The sequence below is a fragment of the Saccharothrix sp. NPDC042600 genome, from assembly GCF_040647305.1.
Classification (GTDB): Bacteria; Actinomycetota; Actinomycetes; order Mycobacteriales; family Pseudonocardiaceae; genus Actinosynnema; species Actinosynnema mutabilis.
On the sequence record NZ_JBEZBW010000036.1, the window covers coordinates 1 to 23281 of the forward strand.

At 73.1% G+C, this 23281-nt stretch carries 5 protein-coding genes; all 5 read right to left on the reverse strand.

Annotated elements, in window-relative coordinates:
- Window positions 1-225: 225 nt before the first annotated feature.
- From AB0A74_RS21800 to AB0A74_RS21820, 5 genes are read right to left on the reverse strand one after another with little or no spacing between them, the layout of a single operon-like run.
- The gene (locus AB0A74_RS21800; RefSeq protein ID WP_358251961.1) at window positions 226-3669 is read right to left on the reverse strand and encodes an amino acid adenylation domain-containing protein; all 3444 of its coding nucleotides are present in this window, start codon (window positions 3667-3669) and stop codon (window positions 226-228) included.
- Entirely contained in the window at window positions 3663-11042 is a 7380-nt protein-coding gene (locus AB0A74_RS21805) for an amino acid adenylation domain-containing protein (RefSeq protein ID WP_358251962.1), read from the reverse strand. Before AB0A74_RS21805 ends, AB0A74_RS21800 begins: the two co-directional genes overlap by 7 nt.
- Window positions 11035-15363 (reverse strand): amino acid adenylation domain-containing protein, encoded by a 4329-nt coding sequence (locus tag AB0A74_RS21810; protein ID WP_358251964.1) that lies wholly within the window; start codon window positions 15361-15363, stop codon window positions 11035-11037. The genes AB0A74_RS21805 and AB0A74_RS21810 overlap by 8 nt, the downstream gene beginning before the upstream one ends.
- On the reverse strand, window positions 15360-23069 hold the full coding sequence (locus tag AB0A74_RS21815) for an amino acid adenylation domain-containing protein (RefSeq protein WP_358251965.1): 7710 nt from the start codon (window positions 23067-23069) through the stop codon (window positions 15360-15362). The genes AB0A74_RS21810 and AB0A74_RS21815 overlap by 4 nt, the downstream gene beginning before the upstream one ends.
- 2 nt (window positions 23070-23071) lie before the next feature.
- Window positions 23072-23278, reverse strand: a complete 207-nt coding sequence (locus AB0A74_RS21820) for an MbtH family protein (RefSeq protein ID WP_309116028.1) — start codon at window positions 23276-23278, stop codon at window positions 23072-23074.
- Window positions 23279-23281 lie beyond the last annotated feature (3 nt).

Genomic DNA, 23281 nt, shown 5'->3' on the forward strand with positions numbered 1-23281 from the left:
AAGGGTGGTTGCCTCCGGCAGGCCGTACGGGGAACGAACCGACGCCCTTCCACCCCCGGGGGCCTGCCGCGCGGCGAGCGCCGCTTTTAGCTCTTGCTCTTCGCTCTTGCTCTTCGCTTTTGATCTCTCCGCTCTTCGCTAGTTCAAATGCGAAGAGGGCCGCTCCCCAAGAGCGGAACCGGTTCCCCAGTCCACTCCAGGGGAGCGGCTCATCCGCGCCCGCCCTCAGAGCTGCGCTTCCAGGTCCTCCTCGGACAACGCGTCAACCTCCAGGAAGATCTCCGCGACCTGCGCCAACCGCCCCGGCACCGACTCATCGGCCTGCATCCGAGCCGCCATAGCCCCCACCGTCAACGTCCCGAACAACGTCCTTACGGTCACCTCCGAGGTGTCCAGCGCCTCCCGCAACCGACCCACGATCATGGTCGCCAGCACCGAATCCCCGCCCAGCGCGAAGAACGGGTCGTCCAACCCCACCCGCTCGACGCCCAGCACCTCGGCCCACACCTTCGCCAGCACCTGCTCCACCGGGGTCACCGGAGCCACGTAGCTCTCGGTCTCGGCCTGCCAGGAAGCAGCCACCGCCTTGCGATCGACCTTCCCGTTGGCGGTCAACGGCATCTCGTCCAGCACCACCACCCGCACCGGCACCATGTGCGGCGGCAACAGGGACCGCACAAAGGAACGCACCTCTTCGCCATCAACCGCAGCACCATCAACCGCACCAGCCACGGCCGCCACCAACTGCGACCCCGCCACACCGGCCACACCGCGTCGCACACCGGGATGCTCGGCCAGCGCCGCCTCGACCTCGCCCAACTCGATGCGCATGCCGCGCACCTTCACCTGGTGGTCCCGACGCCCCAGGAACTCGACCGTCCCGTCCGGCCAGTACCGCGCGAGGTCACCCGTCCGGTACCAACGTCGGCCTTCATGACCCACGAACCGGTCCGCCGTGCGCGAAGGGTCAGCCCGATAGCCATGCGCGACGCCATCCCCGCCGATCCACAGCTCCCCGGTCACCCAATCCGGGCAGTCCCGACCCCGCACATCGACCACCCGCAGCGCCACGTTCCGCAAAGGCGTGCCATAAGGGACGGACCGCCAGTGCGGCGGCACCCCGGTCGACGCGTCCACCTCGCACACCGTGGAGTGGATGGCGGTCTCGGTCGTGCCGCCCAACCCGGCGAACCGGCACGCCGGGGCCTGCGCGTGCACGCGCCCCGGCAGGTCGGTCCCCACCCAGTCACCGCCCAGCAGCACCGTGCGCAGCTCGGCCAGCTCACCGGGCCGAGCGGCCACCAGCAGCATGTCCAGCAGCGCCGGCACGCAGTTGACCAGCGTCACCCCACGAGCCGCCGCGAGTTCGACCCACTGGCGGGCGTCCTTGCGGTCGCCCGCCTCCACCAGCACGACCGCGCCGCCCGCCGCCAGCAGCCCGAACACGTCGTAGACGGACAGGTCGAACTCCAGCGCCGACACCGCGAGGCACCGGTCGTCCGGCCCGACCCCGAACCGCTCGTTCAGGTCGTCGATCGTGTTCACCGCCGCCCGATGCGGCACCTCGACACCCTTGGGCTCACCGGTCGAGCCGGACGTGAACAGCACATACGCCACGTCCTCCTCCCCACCCCGCACCGGCTCGGCCAACGGCTCAACCAACCGCTCGGCCAACGGCTCAACCAACCGCTCAACCAACGGCTCGATCGCGCCCAACACGTCCGTCAACACATGCTCAAGCCCCGCGATGCGCCGAATCCGCTCGGCCCGCGCCGGCGGCTGGTCCACGCCGATCGGCACGTACCCCGCGCCCGCCGCCAACACACCCAGCACGGCCGCGATCTGGTCCGGTCCCTTGGGCATGCTCACCCCGACCAGGTCGCCGACCGAAACACCCTTGTCCCGCAACGAAGCCGCGATCCGCAACGCCCGGTCCGCCAACTCGCCATAGGTCAGCGCACCATCCCGGCCCCACAACAACGCGGGCGCGTCCGGGGTGCGGCGGGCCTGCGCGAAGAACCCGTCCTGCAACAGGTTCCCGCTGCGCGGCCCGTCCGTCGCGTTGGCCCGCGCACGAACCTCCAACTGGGCAGCCGGCAGCGCGTTGCCGACCGGCAGCTCCCACACGTCGTCACGCTGCCCCAGGCTCGTGACCAGGTCCCGGAACGCGGCGAACATCGCGTCCACCACGCCCTCGGGGAACGACCCCTCCCGCACGTCCCAGTTGATCAGCAGGCCTTCGTTGACCTCGGTGACCTGCGCGTCCAGCAGCACCTGCGGGCCCTGGGAGATGATCCACACCGCGTCGCCGAAGCAGCGGCGCACCCGCGCGTCGAACAGCTCGCCCAGGTTCAGGGCGCTGGTGAACACGACCGGGGCCAGCACCTGCTCGCCGTGGTGGCGGGACAGGTCGCGCAGCACCTCCACGCCGGAGTACGCCGAGTGCGCGGCGTCCTCGTGCATGCGGGCCTGCAACGCCTTGGCGTGCTCGGCGAAGGGGGCCTCCTCCGACAGGTCCACCTCCAGCAGCACCGAGGAGGTGAAGTCGCCGACCAGCTTGTCCACGTCCGGGTGGGTGCTCTGCCGGTCGAACATCGGCAGGTTCATCAGGAACCGGGGCTGCGCGCTCCACGCCGACAGCGTCTCGGCGAACGCGGCGGCCACCGCCATGGCCGGGGTGACGCCGTGCTCGTGGGCGCGGGCGGCCAGCCGCTTGCGGTCCTCGGGCGCGAGCCAGTGGTGCCGGCGGGTCACGCGTGACGAGTCGCCCTCCACCAGCGGCAGGTCCGGCGCGGTGGGCAGCTCGGGGATCCGGTGCTGCCACCACTGGCGGGCCTGCTCGCGCTCGGCGGCCTTGGTGACCTCGCGCTCGGCCAGGTAGCGCGGGTAGCTGTAGTCGATGGGCGCGGGCTCGTGGTCGGGCTCGTCGTAGTAGCGGGCGAGGTCGGCCAGCAGGACCCGGTAGCTCAGGGCGTCCGCGGCGAGCATGTCCACGTCCACGTGCAGCCGCGCCTTCCCGCCGGGCAGGCGGGAGAGCTGGATCTTGAACACCTCGCCGCGCGCCACGTCCAGGCGGGCGTGCGAGGAGGCGTCTCGCAGCTCCTCCAACGTCCGCTCGACCACGTCGTCGGCGGCCTCGCGCAGGTCGTGCACGACCACCGGGTCCTGGCGGCGCCGCGGCAGGATGCGCTGGCGGCCGTCGTCGCCGAACTCCGCGCGCAGCATCCCGTGCCGCGCCACCAGCTTGCGCACCGCGTCGGCGAGGCGCTCCGGGTCGAGGTCCGGCCCGTCGAACTCCACGTACAGGTGGGCGGCGACGGACCCGAGGGTGGCCTCCTCGTCGCGGCCGATCCAGTAGGCGTGCTGCATCAGGGCGAGCGGGAACGGCGCGTCCTCGTCGACCTCGACCGCCGGCTCCGGCTCGGGCGCGACGCCGGCCGCCTCGGCCAGGATCTCCCGCCAGCCGGCCAGCGTCGGGCGCTTGGCCAGCAACGCGAACGGCACCTTGATGCCGCGCCGGCGCCACCTGTTGGCCACCTGCATGAGCTGGATGGAGTCCAGACCCCACTCGATCAGGCTGTCCTGGTCGGACAGGCCCGCGGCCTCGGGTCCCAACAGGTCGGTGACCTCGCGCAGGAGTTCCCCCGCCGTCGGCTGCTGACTCACCACGTGCCCAGCTCCACTTCGAACTCGTCGATCTCTGCTTCGGAAACGTCCACCAGGGCCGTGTCCCGCGTGGTCGGCGCGCTGCCCGCCAACGCGGTGCGGAACGAGGAGACCAGGCCGGGTTCGTCGGCCCCGACCACCTCCACCCGCAACTCGTCGCCGATGACGACGGCGTTGACCTCCAACGCCCAGTGCTCCACCTTCGCCGGCACGCGCAGCACCGGCGCCTCCGGCGCGGGCGTCCACGGCGACCCGTCGCCCACGCGCAGCCGGCCGTGGTAGTTGACCACGATCGTCGGTTCCCGCAGGCCCGCGAGCGGGCGGACCAGGCCGTAGCCGATGCCGTTGTCGGGCAACGAGTCCAGCTGGTCCTTGATGTCGCGCAGCCGCGCGCCGGGGCGCAGCCGGACGGGGAAGACCGTGGTGAACCAGCCGACCGTGCCGGACAGGTCCACGCCGGGCGCGATGTGCTCTTCGCGCCCGTGGCCTTCGACGGCCACCACGACATCGCCCTTGCGCCCGCGCCACGACTCCACTGCCTGCGCGAACGCCGAGAGCAGCAGTTCCCGCACACCGGCTTGCTCCGCGCCCTCGGGCAGCGGCGCCGAGAACGCGGTGACGTGCCCGCCGCCCCTGGTCAGCACGGGGTCCGCGCCGTCGAGGACGTCCCGCCACAGCCCGGTCTCGCCGCCGCGCTCCTGCGCGGCCAGCAGTTCGGCCCAGCGGCGGAAGGACGTGCCGGTGCGGGTCAGCGGGCGGCCGGCCCAGGCGTCGGCGAGGTCGTCGGAGAGGATGCGCCACGACACGCCGTCCACCACCAGGTGGTCGGCGACGACCAGCACCCGGTCGGGGGCGAACCACACGACCTGGACCAGCCGGTCGGGGGTGAGGCGGTCGCGGGCGGCGAGCAGCTCGTCGTCCAACCCCCGCTCGGCCTTGCGGATGATCTCCCTGGCGTCGAACGACTCCTCGGGCACGACCAGCGTGCTGCCGTCCCACCGGGCGCGCAGCACGTCGTGCCGGTCCAGGACCGCCTGGACGGTGCGGACCAGCCCGTCCTCGGTCAGACCTCCGGGGGCCACCAGCAGCATCGCCTGCGCGAGGCCGCCCTTGGTCCACCGCATGATCGGGGTCGGTGCGACGCGGCCCACCGGGTCGTCGGTCGTGACCACGGCCGCCGCGGTGAGCGCCGCGAGGGCCGCCGGGGTGCGGTGCTCGAACACCTGTCGCGGCGTGATCGCCACCCCGGCCTTGCGGGCGCGGCTGACCAGCTGCACGGACATGATGCTGTCACCGCCCAGCGCGAAGAAGCTGTCCTGCGCGCCGACCTGCGGCAGTCCGAGCACCTCCGCGAACAACGCGCACAGCACGGCCTCGCGCTCGGTGGCCGGCTCGGCGTGACCGGCCAGCGCCGCGAAGTCCGGCGCGGGCAGGGCCTTGCGGTCCAGCTTGCCGCTCGGGGTGAGCGGGAGTTCGGGCAGTTCGACCACGACCGCCGGGACCATGTGCTCGGGCAGCACGCGGGCCAGGTCGTCGCGGATGTCGGCCCGGCCCACGACGTAGGCGACGAGCCGGTCGTCCCGCACCACCACGGCCGCCTGCCGGACACCCTCGACCGCGCTCGCGGCGGCCTCGACCTCGCCCAGCTCGACCCGGAAGCCCCGCAGCTTGACCTGGTCGTCGGTGCGGCCGAGGTACTCCAGGGCGTCTCCCCGACGCCGCACCAGGTCGCCCGTGCGGTAGAGGCGCTCGCCGGGCGCGAACGGGTCGGCCACGAAACGACTCGCCGTCAGCGCCGGGCGGTTGAGGTAGCCCCGCGCGAGCTGGACACCGCCCAGGTACAGCTCCCCCGCGACGCCGTCCGGCACCGGGCGCAGCGCGCGGTCCAGGACATGGACCTGCGTGTTCCACACCGGGCGGCCGATCGGCACCGTCGTCTCACCGGTGCCTTCGGACACCGGCCAGTACGTCACGTCCACAGCCGCTTCCGTCGGGCCGTACAGGTTGTGCGTGTGCGGCAGAGCCTGCGCGATGTCCGACGGAAGGGCTTCGCCGCTGCAAATCACCCGCCGCAAGGACTCCGGCCGGGCACCCGACTCCACGAAAGCCCTCAACATCGACGGCACGAAATGCACCGTCGTGACCCGCTCACGATCGATGAGATCCGCCAGATAAGCCGGGTCCTTGTGACCCTCCGGCTTCGCCACGACCAGCGTCGCACCGGTGATGAGAGGCCAGAAGAACTCCCACACCGACACGTCGAAACTCGACGGCGTCTTCTGCAACACCCGATCGTCAGCGGTCAGGCCGTACTCGTCCTGCATCCACAACAACCGGTTCACGATCGCCCGGTGTTCGACCACCACACCCTTGGGACGCCCCGTAGAACCCGACGTGTAGATGACATAGGCGGGATCGCCCGGCCTGGACTTCGCCGGTTCCGCGATCTCGCCGTCGCTCAGCAAGCCCGGCTCCAGCACGACCGTGGGCTGGGCGTCCTCGATCATCATGGCCAACCGGTCCGCCGGATACGACGGGTCCAAGGGCAGATAAGCCGCACCGGCCTTGACCACACCCACCAGAGCCACGACCAGGTCCAGCGAACGGTCCATCCGCACGCCCACCACGTGACCCGGACCCACGCCACGGCCCGCCAACCGACCGGCCAACTCGGAAGCCCGAGCGTCCAACTCGGCGTAGGTGGTGCCGACGCCCTCGAACACCACAGCGGTCGCGTCGGGGGTGCGGGAAGCCTGTGCCGCCAACAACTCCGCGAGGGTCGTGGCCGGCACGGGGCGGTCGGTGGTGCGGGCGAGAGCGGCCTCCCGCTCCTCCGGCGTCAGCACGCTGAACCGGGACAGCGGCCGGTCCGGGGCCGCGACCAGGTCGTCCACCAGTCGGACGAACCGGGCGACGACGGCCTCCACCGTGGCCCGGTCGAACAGGTCCTCCGCGTAGACCAGCCAGCCGTCCAGGCCGCCGTCGCCGCCGTGCTCGAACAGGTGGAACGACAGGTCCAGCCGGGCGGTGTAGAAGTCGACGTGCTGTTCGCGCAGGGACGCCGCGCCGAACGGCACCGGCCCGCCGGGGGCCTGGTTGAACGCGAGCATCACCTGGAACAGCGGGTGCCGGCCCAGCGACCGGGCCGGGTTGAGCGCCTCCACCAGCCGTTCGAACGGCAGGTCCTGGTGGGCGAACGCGGCCAGGTCGGTGCGCCGCACCCGGTCCAGCAACTGCCGGTAGGTCGGGTCGCCGCTGAGGTCGTTGCGCAGCACCAGGTTGTTGACGAAGAACCCGACCAGGCCGTCCAGGGCGGCGTCGGTGCGGCCGGCGACGGGCGCGCCGATCGGGACGTCGTCGCCCGCGCCGAGGAGGTTGAGCAGGGCCGCGACCGCGGCCTGCACGGTCATGAACACCGTGCCGCCGGACTGGCGGGCCAGCTCCGCCAGCGCCCGGTGGGTGCGCGGTGAGAGCCGGAACGGCACCGCGTCGCCGGCGTAGGTCGCCTCGGCGGGGCGGGGGCGGTCGGTCGGGAGGGTGATCTCCTCGGGCAGCCCGGCCAGCGCGGCGGTCCAGTGGGCGAGCTGTTCGGCGGCGAGGCTCTTGGGGTCGGCGTCGTTGCCGAGCAGGTCGCGTTGCCACAGCGCGTAGTCCGCGTACTGGACCGGCAGCGGGGCCCAGCCGGGGGTCCGGCCGCGCTCGCGTTCGGTGTAGGCGGTGGCGAGGTCGGCGACCAGGCGTTCGGCGGACCAGCCGTCACTGGCGATGTGGTGCGTGAGCAGGGACAGCACGTGGTGGTCGCCGACCCGGTGGAGCCTGGCCTCGAACGGCGGTTCGCGGTCCAGCTCGAACCTGCGGGCGGCGGCGTCGCGCGGGTCGCCGGTGTCCTTGATCAGGGTCGGCAGGACGTCCAGGACCTGCTGGTACGGCTTGCCCTCGAACTCGGGGTAGACGGTGCGCAGGACTTCGTGGCGGCGGACGACGTCGGCGAGGGCGAGGCCGAGGGCGTCCACGTCCAGGCGGCCGTCGATGCGGACGGCGAACGGGACGTTGTAGGTCGCGCTCGGGCCTTCGAGGCGGTAGAGGAACCACAGGCGCTGCTGGGCCGAGGACAGCGGGGTGCGGCGCGGGCGTGGCATCGGGGTGAGGGCGGGGCGCTTGCGCCCGCCGCCGTCGAGCAGGGCCGCGAGCCCGGCGACCGTCGGGGCGTCGAAGACCTCGCCGATGGCCAGTTCCACGTTGAGGTCCGCGCGGATGCGGCCGACCAGGCGGGTGGCGAGCAGGGAGTGACCGCCGAGGGCGAAGAAGTCGTCGTGGCGGCCGACCTCGGGGACGCCGAGGAGTTCGGCGAACAGCGCGGCGAGGGTGCGTTCGGCGCGGGTCCGCGGTTCTTCGTGGCGGGTGGCCGCGGTCACCTCGGGCTCGGGCAGCGCCTTGCGGTCGAGCTTGCCGCTCGGGGTGAGCGGGAGTTCGGGCAGCACCACGATGGTCGAGGGGACGAGCTGCTCGGGCAGGCCGGCCGCGACCGCCGCGCGGAGGGCGGCGGGGTCGAGCGCCGGCCTCCGGCCCCCGTCACCATTCTCCCACGCCCCACCGACAATTCCGGCACCACCGACAACCTCCGCCCCACCAGCGGCACCGGCGGCACCGGCGGCACCGGCGGTCTCAGCGGGCACGACGTAGGCGATGAGTTGCTGGCGGCCGGTGTGGACCGTCGCCGCTGCCGCTCGCACGCCGGGCAGAGCCGTGAGAGCCGCCTCCACCTCGCCCAGCTCGATGCGGAAACCGCGCAGCTTCACCTGGTCGTCGGTCCGGCCCAAGTACTCCAGGGCGTCGCCGGTCCAGCGCACCAGGTCACCAGTGCGGTACAGGCGCTCGCCGGGCGCGAAAGGGCTGGCCACGAAACGACTCGCCGTCAGCGCCGGGCGGTTCAGGTAGCCCTGCGCGAGTTGCACGCCGCCCAGGTACAGCTCCCCCGCCACGCCCGGTCCGACCGGCTTGAGGAACCGGTCCAGGACGTACACCTGCGTGTTCCACACCGGCCGGCCGATGGGGACGGTGCCCTGGCCCGCGCCCTCGGTCACCGGCCAGTACGTGACGTCCACGGCCGCTTCCGTCGGGCCGTACAGGTTGTGCGTGTGCGGCAGGGCGCGGCCCAGGTCGGACGGCAGCGCCTCGCCACTGCAGATCACCCGCCGCAGGCTTTCCGGCCGGGCGCCCGATTCGACGAAAGCCCTCAACATCGACGGCACGAAGTGCACCGTCGTGACCCGCTCCCGGGCGATCAGGTCGGCGAGGTACGCCGGGTCCTTGTGCCCCTCGGGCTTCGCCACGACCAGCGTCGCACCGGTGACCAGCGGCCAGAAGAACTCCCACACCGACACGTCGAAACTCGACGGCGTCTTCTGCAACACCCGGTCATCAGCGATCAGGCCGTACTCGTCCTGCATCCACAGCAACCGGTTCACGATCGCCCGGTGCTGCACCACAACACCCTTGGGACGACCCGTCGAACCCGACGTGTAGATGACATAAGCGGCATCACCCGGGCGAGGCGGTACGACCTCGGCGATCTCGCCGTCGGCCAGAAGGCCCGGCTCCAGGACCACCGTGGGCCGGGCATCCTCGATCATCATGGCCAACCGGTCCGCCGGATACGACGGGTCCAAGGGCAGGTAAGCCGCACCGGCCTTGACCACACCCACCAGAGCCACGACCAGGTCCAGCGAACGGTCCATCCGCACGCCCACCACGTGACCCGGACCCACGCCACGACCCGCCAACCGACCGGCCAACTCGGACGCCCGCGCGTCCAACTCGGCGTAGGTGGTGCCGACGCCCTCGAACACCACAGCGGTCGCGTCGGGAGTGCAGGAAGCCTGTGCCGCCAACAACTCCGCGAGGGTCGTCTCGGGGACCTCCACCGACGGCCCGACCAGGCGGGCCTGTTCGTCGGGGTCGAGGAAGTCCAGGTCGCGCAGCCGGCGGTCGGGGCCGGTGAGGCCGGCGGCGAGCAGGCGTTCCAGGTGGGTCAGGAAGCGGTCGACGGTGGCCGCGGTGAACAGTTCCGTCGAGTACGTGGCCTCCACGCGCATCCGGCCGTCGGTCAGGAACGCCTCCAGCGCCAGGTCGAACTGGGTGGTGTCGTTGTGCACCGTCTCCCAGCTCGCCTCCACGCCGGGCAGCTGGAAGCCCTGCAACCCCTGGGTCAGGAACAGCAGCATCACGTCGAACAGCACCGACCGGCCCGGCACGCGCGGCGGGCGCAGGCGTTCCACCAGCAGGTCGAACGGCAGGTCCTGGTGGGCGTAGCCGTCGGTGCACACCTCCTGCACGCGAGCCACCAGGTCGGCGAACGTCGGGTCGCCGGACAGGTCCGCGCGCAGCACCAGCGTGTTGCCGAAGTTGCCGATGAGCCGTTCGACCTCGCCGGCGTCGCGGTTCATCGACGCCGACCCGATCGGCACGTCCGTCGCGCCGGTGTACCGGCCCAGCAGGGCGGCGTACGCGGCGAACACCACCATGAACGGCGTGACGCCCCGGGCCTGCGCGAACTCGGCGATCCCGTCGGTCACGGCGGTGTCGAACGTGCGGAACCGGCGGTCGCCGCGGTCCGAGCGCAGGGCCGGGCGGGGCAGGTCGGTGGGCAGCGGCAGGTTCTCCGGCATCGGGTCCAGCGCGCGCCGCCAGTGGTCGAGGTCGCGGGCCAGGCGCTCGTCGGTGAACGTCCGGCGCTGCCACACCGCGAAGTCCGCGTACTGCACGGGCAGCGGCTCCAGGCCGGCGGGCTGCCCGGTGGTGTCCTCGCGGTAGAGCGCGGACAGGTCCCGGGACAGGGTGTTGAAGGTGAAGCCGTCCCACGCGATGTGGTGCACGGTCAGCACCAGCACGTGGTCGTCGTCGGCGCGGCGCAACAGCCGCAGCCGCAGCGGGTGGTCGCGGCGCAGGTCGAACACGTACCCCGACTCGGCTCGGGCGACCTTGCGCACGGTCCGCTCGCGCTCCTCGGGGGTGAGGCCGCGCAGGTCGGACTCGGGCATGGTGACCACCGCGTACGGGTCCACGACCTGGCGCGGCTCGCCGTCGTCGCCGGCGGTGTAGCGGGTGCGCAGGATCTCGTGCCGCTCCACCAGGCGTTGGAACGAGCGGTGCAGGGCGGCGGTGTCCAGCGCGCCGCGCAGCTCGATCGCCAGGCACACGTTGTAGGCCGGGCTGTTCGGCGCGATCTGCTGGAGGAACCACATGCGGGACTGCGCGTAGGACAGCGGCAGGTCGTCGTCGGAGGTCCGCTTCGGGATCTGCGTCGTGCTCGCCAGACCGGCCTGCGCCAGCCGTCGGCGCAGGAGTTCGCGCTTGCGGGCGGCCAGGTCACTCACCAGGGGTCTCCTTCGCGATCAGCGCCAGCGCGGTGAACCACTCGCGCGAGAGCTGGTGGATCCGGTCTTCGCTGAACAGGGCGGCCGGCCACTGCCAGTCCGCTTCGAGGGTGTCGCCGCGCACGAGCGCGTTGAGCACCAGGCAGTACGGCGCGGGCATGGCGTCGTCGACGCCGCCGCCCATCGCGCCCACCTCGGGCGCGCCGGACCACGGTTCGCCGGCGCGCTCGCCGAGGGTGAGCCGGCCCAGGTAGTTGAACTCGACCTGCGGCTCGGGCAGGGCCGCCAGCTCCGCGGCCGTGTCGGGGTTGAGGTGGCGCAGCAGGCCGTGGCCGATGCCCTTGTCGGGCAGCGCGAGCTGCTCGTTGACCCGCAGGAGTCCCTTGTGGACGCTCGCGGTCAGGTCGCCCGGGTCCACCCGGACCGGGAAGACGCTGGTGAACCAGCCGACCGTGCCGGACAGGTCCGCGCCGGGCACGACCGCCTCCTCCCGGCCGTGGCCCTCCAGCGCCAGCAGCAGCGAGGTGTCGTCGGCCGTGCCGCGCCACCGGGCCACGGCGTGCGCGAGGCCGGCGAGCAGGACGTCGTCCACGGTGACGCCGTGCCGCGCGGGGACCGTGGTCAGCAGCGCGGCGGTGGTGTCGGCGTCGAGGACCGTGCGGGTGGCGCGCATGGTGGCGCGGGTGTCCACCGCGGGGTCGAGGCGGCGGGCGCCCAGCACGGGGTCGGGGCCGGACAGGACGTCCCGCCACAGCGGCAGTTCGGCGGTCCTGGCGCGGGCCGCTCCGGTCAGGCCCACCGCCCACTCGCGGAACGACGTGCCGACCGGCGGCAGTTCGCGCCCGGCCCACAGGTCGGCCAGCTCGGGCACCAGCACGCCCCAGGACGCGCCGTCCACGACCAGGTGGTGCAGCAGGACCAGCAGGCGGCCGGCGCGGGTCGGGCCGGTGTCGAACCACACGAACCGGACCATGTCGCCGGTCGCGGGCCGCAGCCCGGCCAACTCCTCCTCCATCACCGCGCTGAGCTGTTCGGCGATGTCGGCGTACTCCAGGTCCGAGGCGTCGATCCGGCGCACGCACGCGTCCGCGTCCACGGCTCCGCGCGGCCGGACGGTGAACGTGCCGTCGAACGTCGCCCGCAGCACGTCGTGCCGGTCGAGCAGGGCCGCGACGAGACCCACCAGCCGGTCCCGGGTCAGCTCGGCGGGCGTGCACAGCATGCGCGCCTGGCTGAGCCGGTCGTAGGGGGCGTTGTCGTTGAGCCAGTGCAGCATCGGGGTCAGCGGCACCTCGCCGATCCCGGCGTCGGACGGTCCGCCGTGGACGGCGTCGCGGACGACCCGGGCGAGGCCGGCGACCGTGCGGTGCTCGAAGACGTCCTTGGGGCTGAACGACAGCCCCGCGCCGCGCGCCTTGCTGACCAGCCGCATGGACACGATGCTGTCGCCGCCCAGCGCGAAGAAGCTGTCGTCCGCGCCCACCTCGGGCAGGCCCAGGACCTCGGCGAACAGGTCGGCGATCCGGCGTTCGCGGTCGCCTGCGGGTGGTCGGGACGCCGTCGTCGTGTAGTCCGGCGCGGGCAGCGCCTTCACGTCGAGCTTGTCGTTGCGGGTCAACGGGAACCGGTCCACGGCGACGACGGCCGCGGGCACCATGTGCTCGGGCAGGGCCGCCGCGACCCGTTCCCGCAGGCCCTCGGTGCCGCTCGCCACGACGTAGGCGACGAGCCGCTTCACGCCCGGCACGTCCTCGCGCGGCACCACGACGGCCCGTTCCACGCGCTCGTCGCGCAGCAGCACGGCCTCGATCTCGCCCGGCTCGATGCGGAACCCGCGGATCTTGACCTGGTCGTCCACCCGGCCCAGCAGCTCGATCAGGCCCTCGGCGTTCCACCGGGCCACGTCGCCGGTGCGGTACATGCGGGTGCCGGGCGGGCCGAACGGATCGGCGACGAACCGCTCCGCCGTGGTGCCCGGCCGCTTGAGGTAGCCCCGGGCCAGGCCCGCGCCGGCCAGGTACAGCTCGCCCTCCACCCCGACCGGGCACGGCCGCAGGTGGCGGTCCAGCACGTAGGCCTGCGCGTTGCCTACCGGCGAACCGATGCACGGGTTCTCGGTGCGGTCGAAGTCGCACGCCGCCGAGTCCACGGTGCACTCGGTGGGCCCGTAGAGGTTCCACACGGCCAGGTCGGGCTCGTCGCGCAGCGACCGCCACAGCGACGGCGGCACCGCCTCGCCGCCCACGCCCAGCACCTTCAGCCCGCCGCGCCAGCCCGGTTCGGCGGCCACCTGCGCCAGCAGCGACGGCGACAACTCCACGAACTCGATGCGGTGGTCGTTGAGGAACGCGCGCAGCAGGTCGGCGTCGCGGCGGACGTCGGCGGGCACCAGGTGCATCTCGTGCCCGGCGAACATCCACAGCATCGGCTGCCAGGACGCGTCGAACGCCATCGGCCACGCGTGCGCGACCCGCAGCGGCCGGCCCAACCGGGCCTGGGCCGGGTCGAACAGGTCGGCGCGGTGGCTGACCAGCAGGTTGCGGATCGACCGGTGCGGCACGACGACGGCCTTGGGCGTCCCCGTCGAACCGGACGTGTAGATGACGTACGCGGGGTGCTCGGGCCGGGGCGCGGTGGGCAGGTCGTCGCCGGGGACGCCCGTGACGTCGGGCAGTCCGGTCAGCACGATCGCCGGGTCGGCGTCGGCGAGCATGAAGTCGATGCGCTCGGCCGGCCACTCCGGGTCCACCGGCAGGTAGGCCGCGCCGGCCTTGAACACGGCCGCGAGCGCGACCAGCATGTCCGGCCCGGCGGGCATCTTCAGGGCGACGATCTCCTCCGGCCCGGCGCCCCGCTCCACGAGGACCCGGGCGACCTGGTTGGCGCGGGTGTTCAGCTCGGCGAACGTGAGCCTCTCCGCGCCCGCGACGACCGCCACCGCGTCGGGCGTGCGGCGGGCCTGCTCGGCCAGCACCTCGGGCAGGGTCGCGGCGGGGACGTCGAGCGCCTTGCCGGTGCCGTAGCGGCGCAGGTCGGCCAGTTCGGCGTCGCTGAGCAGGGTGACCCGGGTGGCCTCGGTGGTCGGGTCGGCGACGAAGGTCCGGGCGGCGCGCTCGAACCACGCGGCGACGCGCTGCGCCCACCGCGCGGGGAACACGTCCGGTCGGTGCTCGAACACCACCGACAGCCGCTCCTCCGCCGCGACCGCGAGGGTCAGCGGGTAGTGGGTGGAGTCCTCGACCTCGACGCGGGTGATCGCGAGCCCCGCTTCCCGCTCGGCCGCCGCGACGGCGTCCCGGTCGACGGGGTAGCTCTCGAAGACCACGAGCGTGTCGAACAGGTCGCCGTGGCCGGCCGCGCGTTGCACGTCGGTCAGGCCCAGGTGCTGGTGCTCGATCAACCGCCCCTGCTCGTCCTGCACGGACTTGAGCACGTCCCGCAGGGTGCCGTCCACCCGGACGCGGACCGGGACGGTGTTGATGAACAGGCCGACCATGCCCTCCACGCCGGGCAGGTCGGCGGGGCGACCGGACACCGTCGCGCCGAAGACCACGTCGTCGCGGTTGGTCAGGCGGGCCAGCAGCAGACCCCACAGGCCTTGGACGACCGTGTTCACGGTCAGGCCGTGCTCGCGGGCGCGGGCGTAGAGGCGCTCGGACAGGTCCCGCGGCAGGTCCAGGCGGAGCTTGTCCGGGCGGGTGGGCGACTTCGGCGCCGCGGGGGCGAGCAGGGTCGGGCCTTCGAGGTCGCCCAAAGCCTCCTGCCAGGCCTTGACGGACGCGTCGCGGTCCCGGTTCGCCAGCCACACCAGGTAGTCCCGGAAGGGTCGGGGCGCGGGCGGCGTCGTGCCCCGGTAGAGGGCGAGCAGGTCGCCGACCAGCAGGGGCAGCGACCAGCCGTCGAGCAGGACGTGGTGGTTGCTCAGCACCAGCCGGTGCTCGCCGTCCGCCAGCTTGACCAGGGTCATGCGCAGCAGCGGCGGGTCGTCGAGCTGGAACTTCACCTTTCGGTCGCGAGCGAGGAAGTCGGTGAACTGGTCCTCGGTCAGCTCAAGCGACTCCCACGGCAGCTCGACCTCGCGCAGCACCACCTGGACCGGCTCGTCCACGTCCTCGTGCACGAACGCGGCGCGCAGGTTGGCGTGCCGCTCCAGGAGGGCCTGGGCGGCGGCGCGCAGCCGGTCCGGGTCGACGTCGCCGGTCAGGCCCAGCACGAACTGGACCGTGTAGACGTCGTCGGCGGTCTCGTCGTAGACCGCGTGGAACACCATGCCCTGCTGCAACGGGGACAGCGGCAGCACGTCCTCGATCGGGTCGCTCACTTCTTCCGCCATTTCGCCGCGATCTTGTCGAGTTGGGCCTGCTTGAGCGACACCAGCGGGACGTCGGACAGCGTCAGCCCGGACACCCCGCCCCTGGCCTCGGCGACCAGCGCGTCCAGCGCCCGCCGCCACTTCCCGGCCAGGTCCGCCACCTGCCGGTCGTGGTCGGTGTAGGACCAGGTGGCCTTGATGACGGGACCGTCCGCGCGGTCCTCGGTCACCACGTCGATCTCCAGCGGCCGGTGCTGGGTGGTCGGCGCGGGCAGCCGCTCGGGCGCGGGGACCCAGAAGCCGTCGGCGCCGCCGACGTCGAAGCGGCCCAGGTAGTTGAAGCCGATCTCCGGGTCGGGGGCGGTCAGGCGGTCGCGCAGGAGGCCGTGGCCGATGCCGTTGTTCGGCACCGCGCGCAGGGTCTCCTTGACCCGCTTGAGGGTGTCGCCCGGGGTGGGCGCGGGGTCGAGGCGGACCGGGAAGACGGTGGTGAACCAGCCGACCGTGCGGGACAGGTCCGCACCCGGCACCAGGTGCTCCTCGCGGCCGTGGCCTTCCAGCGCGACCCGTTCTCCTCGGCCCAGGGCCGTGGCGAGGGCGGCCAGCAGCACCTCTTGCGTACCCGTGCGGAACGCCGCCGGCACCTCGCGCAACAGCGCTTCCGCCTGCTCGCCGCCGATCTCGACGGTGTGGCGGCCGGCGGTCGGGCGTGGGCCACGCCCCCCGGTTTCCATTGTCCCACGGGGGTACGACATCGCGGCCGGGTCGGCGGCCAGGGCGCGGCTCCACCAGTCGGCTTCGGCGTCGCCCGGGGTGGGCAGGTTGCGGGCCCACCAGCGGAAGGACGTCGGGACCGGCTCCAGCTTCGCCGGGTTGCCCTCGCGGCGGGCGGTGAAGGCCTGCTCCAGGTCCGCCGCCAGGACGCGCCAGGACACGCCGTCCACCGCGAGGTGGTGCAGCACGAGCAGCAGGCGGCCGGGGGTGCTCTCCCCCAGGTCGAACCAGGTCGCCCGCAGCAGCACGCCTTCGGCCGGGTCGAGTTCGGCCACCGACCGCTCGTGCTCGGCGCGCACGACCGGTTCCAGGTCGCCCTCGACCCGCACGTGGGTCAGGTCGGCGGTGACGGTCCCGGCGGGCGGCACGTGGAGCGCGCCGCTCACCAGTCGGGCCCGGAGCAGGTCGTGGTGGTCGAGCAGCGCCTGCACGGCCTCCTCGAACACCTGCGGCCCGAACGCCGGCGGCACCCGCAGCAGCGCCGACTGGGCCATGCGCGGGTCGCCGGACTCGGCCCACCAGCGCATGATCGGCGTCAGCGGCACCTCACCGACGCCCAGGGCGCGGTCCTCGTCGTGCTGGACGGGCGGGTCGCCGACGACCCGGGCCAGCGCGGCGGCGTTCTGGAACTCGAACACCTGGCGCGGCGAGATCCGCAGACCGGCCGCGCGCGCCTTGCCGACGAACTGGATCGACAGGATGCTGTCGCCGCCGAGGGAGAAGAAGTTGTCCTCCGGCGAGACCCTGGGCACCCGCAGCACCTCGGCCATCAGCGAGCACAGCAGCTTCTCGGCGGCGGTCTCGGCGTCCCGGCCGCCGCTGACCGGTTCGGGCGCCGGTTCGGGCAGCGCCTTGCGGTTGACCTTGCCCGAGGGCAGCAACGGGAACTCGTCAAGGAACACGAACCGCTGCGGCACCATGTGGTCGGGCAGCCGGGTCCGCAGCCAGTCGGCGAGACCGTCCACCTCGGACCCGAGGCAGTACCCGACGAGCTTCTTGTCCCGCAACAGGACCACGGCGCGCCGGACCCCGCCGTGCTGTTCGAGGACCGCTTCGACCTCCTCCAGCTCGACCCGCATGCCCCGGATCTTGATCTGGTTGTCGGCGCGCCCGAGGAACTCCAACGTGCCGTCCGCCCGCCACCGGGCGAGGTCGCCGGTCCGGTAGAGCCGTTCGCCGGGCGGCCCGAACGGGTCCGCGACGAAGTGGTCGGCGGTGCGGCGCGGGTCGTTGATGTAGCCGCGCCCGAGGTAGACGCCGCCGGCGTACAGCTCGCCCGGGACGTCCACCGGCACCTGCCGCAGGTGCCGGTCCAGCACGTGGAGCCGGGTGTTCCCGTTGGGCCGCCCGATCGACACCGCGCGCCGCATGGCGTCCGGCTCCCGGTAGACGACGTGGCTCACCCCGATGGTCGCCTCGGCGGGCCCGTACCCGTGGTACATGACCGCGTCGCTGACCGCCCGGAACCGCTGGAACAGCTCGGGCGTGAGCACTTCCCCACCGCACCAGACGTGCTTGAGCGACCGACCCCGCTCGGCGAACCCGTCCACCTGGACCAGCAGGTCGAGGATCGAGGAGGGCAGGTAGGTGAAGGTCACCCGGTGCCGCTCGATCACCCCGAGCAGGTACTCGATGTCCCGCTCCCCACCGGGCTCGGCGATGACCAGCTTGCCGCCGGTGACGAGCGGCAGGAACACCTCGTTGATCGAGATGTCGAACCCGAGCGGAGCCTTGAACAACGCCGCGTCCCCGGGCCCGAACCCCAACATCTCCCGCTGCCAGAGCAACCGGTGCGTGATGGCCCGATGCCGGATCATCGCCCCCTTGGGGGTGCCGGTGGACCCGGAGGTGTAGATGACGTACGCCAAGCTCTCAGGCTCCACGACGACGCGACCCGCGCCCGCCCCCGGCGCAGGGGCCGCGGGCCGACCAACACCCGCCGCCTCCCCGCCGGCCGCCACTCCCCCGACAACCGCCGGCTGCCCAGCGCCCGCCGGCTCTCCAGCACCCGCCGGCCGCCCAGCATCCGCCGCACCCGCCGGCTCTCCCGCACCCGCCGCAGCCGCCGCTTCTCCCGCAGCCGCCGCGTCTCCCGCACCGACCGCGTCTCCCGCAGCCGCCGCGCCCGTCACCTCGGCCGGAATTGTCGTACCCCCGTGCGACACTGGAGACGGGGGCCGGAGGCCGCCCAACTCCACGTGCAGCACCGGAACGCCCAGGTCACGCACCGGCCCGTCGTGCCCCGGCCCGCTCAGCACCGCCGTCAGGCCCGCGCTCGCCGCCACCTCCGCGATCCGCCGCGCCGGCCACGACGGCTCCAGCGGCACGAAGGCGCCACCCGCCTTCTCCACCGCCAGCAGCCCGACCACCAGCTCCAGCGACCGCTCCCAGTGCATCCCGACGGTCCGCTCCGGCCCCACCCCGACCGCCGCCAGCCGCACGGCCAGCGCGTCGGCGAGGTCGTTCAGCTCCGCGTACGTCAGCCGCTCGTCGTGGAACTCCACCGCCGGCGCGTCGGGCGTCCGCGCGACCTGCTCCTCGACCATCGCGGTCAGCGTCGTGACCGGGCGCTCCTCCGCCGTGTCGTTGAACGACGCCAGCAGCGCGCGCTCGTCGTCGTCCAGCAGGTCCACCGAGCCGACCTTGCGGTCCGGCGCGTCCACCAGCGCCGCCAGCACCCGGACGAGCCGGCGGGCCATTCCGTCCACAGTGGACGGGTCGAACAGGTCCGTCGCGAACGTCACCTGGCAGTCGTCCGGTCCGAAGTGGAACGCCAGGTCGAACTTCGCGCCCGTCACGCCGGCGTCCAGCGGCCGCACGTCCAGGCCGGCCAGGCTCAGCTCGGTCGCGGTGACGTCCCGCTGCGACACCATCACCTGGAACAGCGGGTGCCGACCCGGCGCACGGGGCGGCGCGACGGCCTCCACCACCCGCTCGAACGGCAGGTCCTGGTGCGAGAACGCGTCCAGGTCGCTGTCGCGCACCCGCGCCAGCAGCTCCCGGAACGTCGGGTCGCCGGACACGTCCGTGCGCAACACCACCGTGTTGACGAAGAACCCGACCAGGTCGTCCAACGCCGCGTCGGTGCGGCCCGCGACGGGCGTGCCCAGCGGGACGTCCTCGCCCGCGCCCAGCGCCGACAGCAGCACGGCGGTCGCGGCCTGGCCGACCATCAACTCCGTCACGCCGAGCTTGCGCGCCAACGCCCGCACCCGGTCGGCCAGGCCGTCCGGGAAGGCGACGGTGACGCTGCCGGCCGCGCGGGTCGGGCGGTGCGGCCGGGGCCGGTCGGTCGGCAGGGGCAGTTCCTCCGGCACGTCCTCCAGCCGCCGCGTCCAGTACGCGCGCTGGTCCTCGACCGGGATCTCCTGCCGCCACAACGTGTAGTCCGCGTACTGCACCGGCAGCGGCGACCACTCCGGGGCACCGCCGGCGCGGCGCGCGGCGTAGGCGGTGGACAGGTCGCGCAGCAGCGGCCGGGCCGACCACTCGTCGGCGGCGGAGTGGTGGACGACCAGGACCAGCACGTGGTCCTCGGCGTCGACGGCGAGCAGTTCCGCGCGGATCGGGATCTCGGCGTCCAACCGGAACGGCCGCCGCGCCACCTCCGCCACGAACCCCGTGACGTCGTCGCCGGTCCGACGGGCGCACCGGACTTCCCGCGGCGGCTGGACGTGCTGGCCCTCCGCGTCGAGCAGGGTCCGCAGCGACTCGTGCCGGGTGACCACGTCGGTGAGCGCGGCGTCGAGGGCGTCGGCGTCGAGCGGACCGGTCAGGCGCGCGGCGAGCGGGATGTTGTAGGCCGGGTCCGGGCCCTCCAGCTCGTGGAGGAACCACAGGCTGCGCTGCGCGGGCGAGAGCGGCACGACGTCCGGGCGGGGACGGGCGTGCAGCGGCGGCCGGTCGGTGGCGCCTTCCAGGCGGCGCGCGAGGCGGGCGACGGTCGGCGCGTCGAAGATCGCCCGGATGCGCAAGTCGACGTTGAGCGTCCGGCGGATGCGGCTGACCAGGCGGGTGGCGAGCAGCGAGTGGCCGCCGAGGGCGAAGAAGTCGTCGTCGCGGCCGACCCGGTCGAGGCCGAGGACGTCGGCGAACAGCTCCGCCAGGATCTCCTCGCGCGGGTCGCGGGGCGCTTCGGCGGTGGCGTCGACGACCTGCGGCTCGGGCAGCGCCTTGCGGTCGAGCTTGCCGCTCGGGGTGAGCGGGAGTTCGGGCAGCACGACGATGGTCGAGGGGACGAGCTGCTCGGGCAACGATTCCGCGAGCGCCGCGCGCAGGGCGGCGGTGTCCAGCGCCGGCCTCCGGCCCCCGACACCATTCTCCCACGCCCCACCGACAATTCCCACACCACCGACGGTCTCTGCGGCACTGGCGGCACCGGCGGTCTCGGCGGCAGCGTCAGCGGGCACCACGTAGGCGATGAGTTGTTGGCGGCCGGTGTGGACCGTTGCCGCTGCCGCTCGCACGCCGGGAAGAGCCGTGAGAGCCGCCTCCACCTCGCCCAACTCGATGCGGAAACCGCGCAACTTTACCTGGTCGTCGGTCCGGCCCAGGTATTCGAGGGCGTCACCGGTCCAGCGCACCAGGTCACCGGTCCGGTACAGGCGCTCGCCGGCCGCGAAAGGGCTGGCCACGAAACGGCTCGCCGTCAGCGCCGGGCGGTTGAGGTAGCCGCGGGCCAACTGGACGCCGCCCAGGTACAGCTCGCCCACCACGCCGGGCGCGACCGGGCGCAGGTGGCGGTCCAGGACGTACACCTGCGTGTTCCACACCGGGCGGCCGATCGGCACCGTCGTCTCGCCGGCTCCTTCGGCGACCGGCCAGTACGTGACGTCCACGGCCGCTTCGGTCGGGCCGTAGAGGTTGTGGGTATGAGGGAGGGCCTGTGCGAGGTCGGACGGAAGGGCTTCGCCGCTGCAGATCACCCGCCGCAAGGACTCCGGCCGAGCACCCGACTCCACGAAAGCCCTCAACATCGACGGCACGAAATGCACCGTCGTGACCCGCTCACGATCGATGAGGTCGGCGAGGTAGGCCGGGTCTTTGTGGCCCTCCGGCTTGGCCACGACCAACGTGGCACCGGTGATCAACGGCCAGAAGAACTCCCACACCGACACGTCGAAGCTCGACGGCGTCTTCTGAAGCACCCGGTCGTCGGCGGTCAGGCCGTACTCGTCCTGCATCCACAACAGACGGTTCACGATCGCCCGGTGTTCGACCACCACACCCTTGGGGCGACCGGTCGAGCCGGACGTGTAGATCACGTACGCCGCGTCGCCGGGAGACGGCGGGGTTACCGCGGCGGTGTCGCCGTCGGTCAGCAGGCCCGGCTCCAGGACCACCGTGGGCTGAGCGTCCTCGATCATCATGGCCAGCCGGTCCGCCGGGTACGACGGGTCCAGGGGCAGGTAGGCCGCACCGGCCTTCACCACGCCCAGAAGCGCCACGATCAGGTCTGTAGAACGGTCCATCCGCACGCCCACCACGTGACCCGGACCCACGCCGCGCCCCGCCAAGCGTTCGGCCAGCTCCGACGCTCGGGCGTCCAGCTCGGCGTAGGTGGTGCCGATGCCCTCGAAGACGACGGCGGTGGCGTCCGGGGTGCGGGAAGCCTGTGCTGCCAACAACTCCGCGAGAGTCGTGGCGGGAACCGGGTGCGCGGTCGCGTTGGGGGCGGTGACCACCCTCGCGTACTCGGCGTCGGTCAACGGCCGCAAGCGCGCCACCGGCAGCTCGGGGGTCGCGACGAAACGGCCCAGCACGTCCTGCACGCGTTCGGCGACGCCGGCCACCGCCGCGCTGTCGAAGCGGGCCGGGTCGTGGTCGAAGCGCAGCGTCACCGTCTCGCCCGGGACGACCAGCAGCGCCAACGGGTAGTGCGTCGCGTCGCGCACCTCGACCCCGGTCAGCGGGGAGTCGGCCAGGTCGGTGCCGGGGTAGCTCTCGAACACCAGCAGGGTGTCGAACAGCGGCGACCGCCCGGCCGCGCGCTGGATGTCGGCCAACCCCAGGTGCTGGTGGTCCAGCAGGGCGGCCTGCTCGCGCTGCACGCGGGTCGCCAGCTCCACCAGGGTCTCGGCCGGGCGCAGGCGGACGCGGGTCGGCACGGTGTTGATCAGCATGCCGACCACGGACTCGACGCCGGGCACGTCGGGGTGGCGGCCGGAGACGGTCGCGCCGAACACCACGTCGTCGCGGCCGGTCAGCGACGCCAGCACCAAGGCCCACGCCGACTGCACCACGGAGTTCAGGGTCAGGCCGCGTTCGCGCGCGAACCGGGTCAGGGCCGCGGTGCTCTCCGACGACAGCGTGAACTCGGTGCGCCGCGGCAAGCCGGCATCCGCCGACGAACCCACGAGAGTGGGGCCGTCGAGGTCGGCCAACGCCTCGGACCACGCGGCCGAAGCGGCGGCGGTGTCCTGTTTGGACAGCCAGGTCAGGTAGTCGCGGAACGGCCGCACCGGCGGCAGGTCCTCGTCGCCGTACAGGGCGAACAGCTCGCGCACCAGCACCGGCGCGGACCAGCCGTCCCAGAGCAGGTGGTGCGAGGAGATCACCAGGGCGTGCTCGTCGCCCAGGCGCACCAGCGTGAACCGGGCCAGCGGCGGGCGTCCCAGGTCGAACGGCTCGGCGCGCTCGGCGTCCAGGAACGCCCGGAAGTCCGCCGGGTCCTCCACCACGCGCCACGGCACCTCGACGGTCCGCCGCACGACCCCGACGAACTGGCCCGACGCCTGCGTGCGGAAGGACACCCGCAGCACGGCGTGCCGCCGCACCAGGGCGGCCACGGCCCGGTGGAGCCGCTCGGCGTCCACCGGACCGGCCAACCGCAGCACGGTCTGCACCGTGTAGACGTCGGTCTGCTCGCCGAGGAGGGCGTGGAAGACCATGCCCTGCTGGAGCGGGGTGAGCGGGAGAACGTCCTCGACGCTCTTCGACACCGTCAGCGCTCGCTCTCGACCAGGCTGCGCGGCCTCATGTCCACCCAGGCGGCCTCGATGTGGGCCAGGCACGCCTCCCGCGAGTCCTCGCCGAACACGACCCGCCAGCCGGCGGGCACCTCGGCGAAGGTGGGCCACAGCGAGTACTGACCCTCGTCGTTGACCAGCGCGTAGAAGCGCCCGCTGTCGTCGTCGAAGGGGTTCGTCACGGC